Annotated in this window: 4 protein-coding genes; all 4 read left to right on the forward strand. The window is 64.8% G+C overall.

Annotation, left to right across the window (positions count from 1 at the left end; genetic code table 11):
- Positions 1-839 (forward strand): adenosylhomocysteinase (locus tag RT028_RS19960; protein WP_312937176.1); only part of this gene is annotated, 839 nt, incomplete at its 5' end.
- Positions 840-1,101: 262 nt separating this feature from the next.
- Complete coding sequence (gene metF / locus RT028_RS19965) at positions 1,102-1,947, forward strand: methylenetetrahydrofolate reductase [NAD(P)H] (RefSeq protein ID WP_312937178.1); 846 nt, start codon at positions 1,102-1,104, stop codon at positions 1,945-1,947.
- A gap of 325 nt (positions 1,948-2,272) precedes the next feature.
- Entirely contained in the window at positions 2,273-3,058 is a 786-nt protein-coding gene (locus RT028_RS19970) for a transporter substrate-binding domain-containing protein (RefSeq protein ID WP_312937180.1), read from the forward strand.
- A gap of 222 nt (positions 3,059-3,280) precedes the next feature.
- Positions 3,281-4,976 (forward strand): DEAD/DEAH box helicase (locus RT028_RS19975; RefSeq protein ID WP_312937182.1); only part of this gene is annotated, 1,696 nt, incomplete at its 3' end.

The raw sequence follows: 4,976 nt of genomic DNA on the forward strand, positions 1-4,976 counted from the left end.
CGGTCACCAAGAGCAAGAACGACAACAAGTACGGCTGCCGTCACAGCCTCAACGACGCCATCAAGCGTGGCACCGACCACCTGCTGTCGGGCAAACAGGCCCTGGTGATCGGCTACGGCGACGTGGGCAAGGGCTCGGCGCAGTCGCTGCGTCAGGAAGGCATGATCGTCAAGGTCACCGAGGTCGACCCGATCTGCGCCATGCAAGCGTGCATGGACGGCTTCGAAGTCGTGTCGCCCTTCAAGGACGGCATCAACACCGGTACCGAAGCGGGCATCAACGCAGACCTGCTGGGCCGCATCGACCTGATCGTCACCACCACCGGTAACGTCAATGTCTGCGACGCCAACATGCTCAAGGCGCTGAAAAAGCGCGCAGTGGTGTGCAACATCGGCCACTTCGACAACGAGATCGACACCGCCTTCATGCGCAAGAACTGGGCATGGGAAGAGGTCAAGCCGCAGGTGCACAAGATCCACCGCACCGGCACTGGCAGCTTCGATCCGCAGAACGACGACTACCTGATCCTGCTGGCCGAAGGCCGTCTGGTGAACCTGGGCAACGCCACCGGCCACCCAAGCCGCATCATGGATGGCTCGTTCGCCAACCAGGTGCTGGCGCAGATCTTCCTGTTCGATCAGAAATACGCCGAACTGGATGCGTCGAAAAAAGCCGAGCGCCTGACCGTCGAAGTACTGCCCAAGAAGCTCGACGAAGAAGTGGCCCTGGAAATGGTCCGCGGTTTCGGCGGCGTGGTCACTCAACTGACCCCACAACAGGCCGAGTACATCGGCGTGACCGTCGAAGGCCCGTTCAAGCCGGAAGCCTACCGCTACTAAGCCGCGCGCAGCGGGCTGCAAACGCCAGGCCCGGGCAGAGAGTGCCCGGGCCGATCGTCGCGCTCGCCGCAGGGTTTGCGAGCCGTACCGCCAGGCCTGCTCACGCGGCCTGGCGTTTGCTTGCAGCGTGCAGCGGGGCCTGTGCAGCGTGCTGCCGCGCGCGCCCCATTTGAATGATATCGAGCCAGACCTGCCCTCGCGGTCTGGCTTCTACTTGCAGCTAGCCGCTTGCAACTGGCGACTCGCTGCCCAGGAACAGCCGATGTCCAAAGAACGCAGCTACAGCTTCGAGTTCTTCCCTACCAAGACCGAAGCCGGCCATGAAAAGCTGATGAGCGTTGCCCGCCAGCTGGCCACCTACCACCCGCACTTCTTCTCCTGCACCTACGGTGCGGGCGGCTCCACCCGTGATCGCACGCTGAACACCGTGCTGCAGCTGGAAAACGAAGTCCAGGTGCCTGCCGCCCCGCACCTGTCTTGCGTGGGCGACACCAAGGCCGAATTGCGCTCGCTGATCGCCGAATACAAGGCCGCTGGCATCCGCCGTATCGTGGCACTGCGCGGTGACCTGCCCTCGGGGATGGGCATGGCTTCCGGCGAGCTGCGCCATGCCAGCGATCTGGTCGCGTTCATTCGTGAAGAAACCGGTGATCACTTCCACATCGAAGTGGCCGCCTACCCGGAAATGCACCCGCAGGCGCAGAACTTCGAGTCCGACTTGAAGAGTTTCGCCACCAAGGTCAAGGCTGGGGCCAACAGCGCCATCACCCAGTACTTCTTCAACGCCGACAGCTACTTCTATTTCGTCGAGCGCGCGCAGAAGCTGGGCGTGGACATTCCCGTGGTGCCGGGCATCATGCCGATCACCAACTACAGCAAGCTGGCGCGCTTCTCCGACGCCTGCGGCGCTGAACTGCCACGCTGGGTGCGCAAGCAGCTGGAAGCCTATGGCGACGACAGCGCCAGCATTCAGGCATTCGGCGAAGAAGTCATTACCCGCATGTGCGAGCAACTGCTGGCCGGCGGCGCGCCGGGGCTGCACTTCTATACGCTGAACCAGGCTGAAGCGAGCCTGGCAGTGTGGAAAAACCTGCAACTGCCGCGCTGAGCGCTGCTTTCTGACGCCCGTGCAACGCGGGTGAACAGATGCCGAGGCGTGGCGGATACGCTTGCGCCTTGGCTGGCGTGTGCGCAGCCAGCAGGTTGCGCTACGCCACAGGCGGAAGCCGCCGCAAGCGGTACCGATGCCTGTTCTTGTCATTCGCCGTGCGCCGCTGCAACTGCCAGCGCCTGTGCGAGCCAGCCTCGTGCAGCCAGGTCCTGGGGTAGCCAGCGCAGGCGATCGAGGCGCTTTTGCTGGCTCGTTCACACGGCTGACACGTGCCATTGCGCAACATCTGGCCATCGACAGATCAGCCGCGTAATCTGCCGCCATGCCCAAATTCATCACCCTGCTTGGCATCCTGCTGCTCGCTTCCCTGAGCCCGCTGGCTCAGGCCGAGCGTTTGCGCATCGTCAGTGACGACTGGGCGCCGTACATCTATCAGGAAGACGGTCAGGCCAAGGGGCTGCACTTCGAGGTGGCCAGCGAGGTCTTCAAGCGGCTGAATATCGACGTGGACTGGGTATTCATGCCGTGGAAGCGCTGCCTGGCGATGGTCGAGGAAGGCCAGGTGGATGGTATCCTCGGCCTGTTCAGGCGACCGGCGCGCGAAGCGTTCATCCTCTACCCCGACGAGCCTCTGTCACAGGTCCGGTTCGTGCTGTTCCAGGCCCGCGCGCGGCCTCATCAGGTCAACACCCTGCAAGACCTCGAGGGCCTGACGGTCGGCACCTCCCCCGGCTACAACTACAGCCCGGAATTCAACACGGCCAGCTACTTTCGCCGGGAACCCGGCCCCACCCATGCCGCCAATCTGGGCAAGCTGGCGCTGGGGCGCGTCGACCTGGTGGTCACCGACCTGCAAGCCGGCCGCTACCTGCTGCGGCGCCTGAACCTCGAGCAGCAGATCGAGCCGCTGCCGCTGGTGATCGGCAATGAGCCGCAATACCTCGGCCTGGCGCGCAAACAGGGGCGTGAAGGCCTGGCCCAGGCGTTTGCCGAAACCCTCCGGCAGTTCAAGCGTGAACCGGCCTATGCCGCGATCATGGCGCGGTATGCCGAGTCGAATCTGGCCATTCCCGACACCGTTGAGCAACACGACGACAGCACACGCTGATTGCTCTGCTATACTCGGGCCTTCCCGCCAGGCTCACGCCCGGACGCTCGGCCTCGTAACAGGCATCCTGATCGACATGAACGCACCTCGGTGCTTCTGTGTCGCTTGCTCGATGCGAAGTGCATGCCCAGCTGGACCGGACGCGATCGCATTACTCAAAATGCCCGTCGCGCCAGGCAGATCACCCCCAAGGGCTCAGCCCACACCAGAACAGGATTGCCCATGTCCTTTGCTTCCCTCGGTCTCTCCGAGGCACTTGTCCGCGCTATCGAGGCCGCGGGCTATACCCAGCCCACTCCCGTGCAACAGCGGGCCATTCCCGCCGCGTTGCAAGGCCGCGACCTGATGGTCGCCGCCCAGACCGGTACGGGTAAAACGGGCGGTTTCGCCCTGCCGATCCTGGAACGGCTGTTCCCCGCCGGCCACCCGGACAAATCCCAGCGTCACGGCCCGCGCCAACCGCGCGTTCTGGTCCTGACCCCAACGCGCGAACTGGCCGCCCAGGTCCACGACAGCTTCAAGCTGTACGCCCGTGACCTCAGCCTGGTCAGCACCTGCATTTTCGGCGGTGTCGGCATGAACCCGCAGGTCCAGGCCATGGCCAAGGGCGTCGATGTGCTGGTAGCCTGCCCGGGTCGCCTGCTCGACCTCGCCGGCCAGGGCAGCATCGACCTGTCGCATGTCGAGATCCTCGTCCTCGACGAAGCCGACCGCATGCTCGACATGGGCTTCATCCATGACGTCAAGAAAGTCCTTGCCCGTCTTCCGAGCAAGCGCCAGAACCTGCTGTTCTCGGCCACCTTCTCCAAGGACATCACCGACCTCGCCGGCAAGCTGCTGCACAACCCCGAGCGCATCGAGGTCACGCCGCCGAACACCACCGTCGAGCGTATCGAACAGCGCCTGTATCGCCTGCCATCGGGGCACAAGCGCGCACTGCTGGCCCACCTGATCACCCAGGGTGCCTGGGAACAGGTGCTGGTGTTCACCCGCACCAAGCACGGCGCCAACCGCCTGGCCGAGTACCTTGAAAAGCACGGCCTGACTGCCGCCGCGATCCACGGCAACAAGAGCCAGAACGCGCGCACCAAGGCCCTGGCCGACTTCAAGGCCAACAGCGTACGGGTCCTGGTCGCCACTGACATCGCCGCCCGTGGCCTGGACATCGACCAACTGCCGCATGTGGTCAACTTCGAGCTGCCCAACGTCGAGGAAGACTACGTTCACCGCATCGGCCGTACCGGCCGTGCCGGCCGCTCCGGCGAGGCGATCTCGCTGGTCGCGCCCGACGAAGAGAAGCTGCTCAAGAGCATCGAGCGCGTGACCCGACAGAAGATCGCCGACGGCGAATGGATGGGCTTCGACGCCAGCCAGGTCGAGGCTGAAAAGCCCGAAGTGCGCGAGCGCGCCCAACCCAACGCCCGTGGCGGCCGTAACGGCCAGGCCCGTGGCGAGGGTGCCAATGCAGGCAGCGGTGGCCGTAAAGACAAGGGCAAGGACAAGGGCAAGGCGCGTCAGCCTGCCGCTGACAAACCTGCCGAAGCCGCCAAGTCTGGCGAGCGTCAGGCCCAGCAGCCGCGCAAGCCTCGCGACCAGAAGCCGCGTTCGCAACAGCCACGCTCGCAGCAGTCGACCCAGGCCAGCAAGCCGCAGCAGGCCGACGGCAACCGGGATCCCGAAACCTTTCTCGATGACGACGTAGACAACTTCGGTAACCGCGCTGACTACGTCAGCCCGTACCAGAACGCCAAGAACCAGGGCCGCAATCGCCGTCCGGGTGGGTCCGCGCCGGGGCAGTCACCCAGCCAGGGCCAGGGCCGCGGCCAAGGCGCCGGGCAATCGCGCGCCAACGGTTCAGGTGCTGGCGCAGACAAACGCCCGCGCACTAGCAACAACGCCGGCGGCGCGCGCCGTGACG

Origin of the sequence: Pseudomonas sp. (genome assembly GCF_032058845.1) — a bacterium.
Classification (GTDB): Bacteria; Pseudomonadota; Gammaproteobacteria; order Pseudomonadales; family Pseudomonadaceae; genus Aquipseudomonas.